At 55.1% G+C, this 757-nt stretch carries 1 pseudogene; it reads left to right on the forward strand.

Going from position 1 to position 757, the window contains the following annotated elements:
• Positions 1 to 433 (forward strand): annotated as a pseudogene (locus tag Q2B33_RS19035) (galactose-1-phosphate uridylyltransferase); the annotation flags it as partial.
• Positions 434 to 757: the final 324 nt, after the last annotated feature.

A 757-nucleotide genomic window follows, 5' to 3' on the forward strand; every position in this document is an offset into this window, starting at 1 on the left:
CCCCATCGCCAGGAAGCGGGGGGAGGACTTCGAACTTGACCTGGTGCTGCGCAACAACATCACCACTGAGGAGCATCCCCTGGGAGTCTACCACCCCCACGCGAGGCTCCACCACATCAAGAAGGAGAACATCGGCCTTATCGAGGTCATGGGGCTGGCCGTGCTGCCCGCCCGGCTGAAGGAGGAGATGGCGCGGCTGAAGGAGGCCATCCTCACCGGGGCGGACCTGCGCTCGGACCAGGTGCTGGCCAAGCACGCGGACTGGGTGGAGGAGTTCTCGCCGAAGTACGGGAAGATAGACGCCTCCAATATCGACGGCATCATTGAGAAGGAGATCGGCCTGGTGTTCATGGAAGTGCTGGAGGATGCCGGGGTGTACAAGAGGACGCCGGAGGGCCAGGCGGCCTTCGACAGATTTCTGCAGAGCTTATAAGAAATCCCCATAACTCGCCGGCGAATGCTGTGCTGACATATCCTTAAAAACCATGAGCTGATCCTGGGATTGGCTCATGGTTTTTTATAAAAATGCATAAGGTGGAAAGCCGGGGGAGAATATGCTACACTAACTGCCAAGAGTATGGTCATATAATACCATGAGCACAGCAACGCTCCTTACTTATGGCCATACGGCCGTTCCATGCCTTGAATAAGGAAATTATGCCATGATTACAGGCCAGTGCCGAACCCGGAGAAGGAGGGGATTTTATGGATTATAGCAGAAAAATATCGGAACGTCTGTGGAATTTGCCGGACAAAG

The organism is uncultured Acetatifactor sp., from assembly GCF_948601915.1.
In the GTDB taxonomy this organism is placed as follows: domain Bacteria; phylum Bacillota; class Clostridia; order Lachnospirales; family Lachnospiraceae; genus Acetatifactor.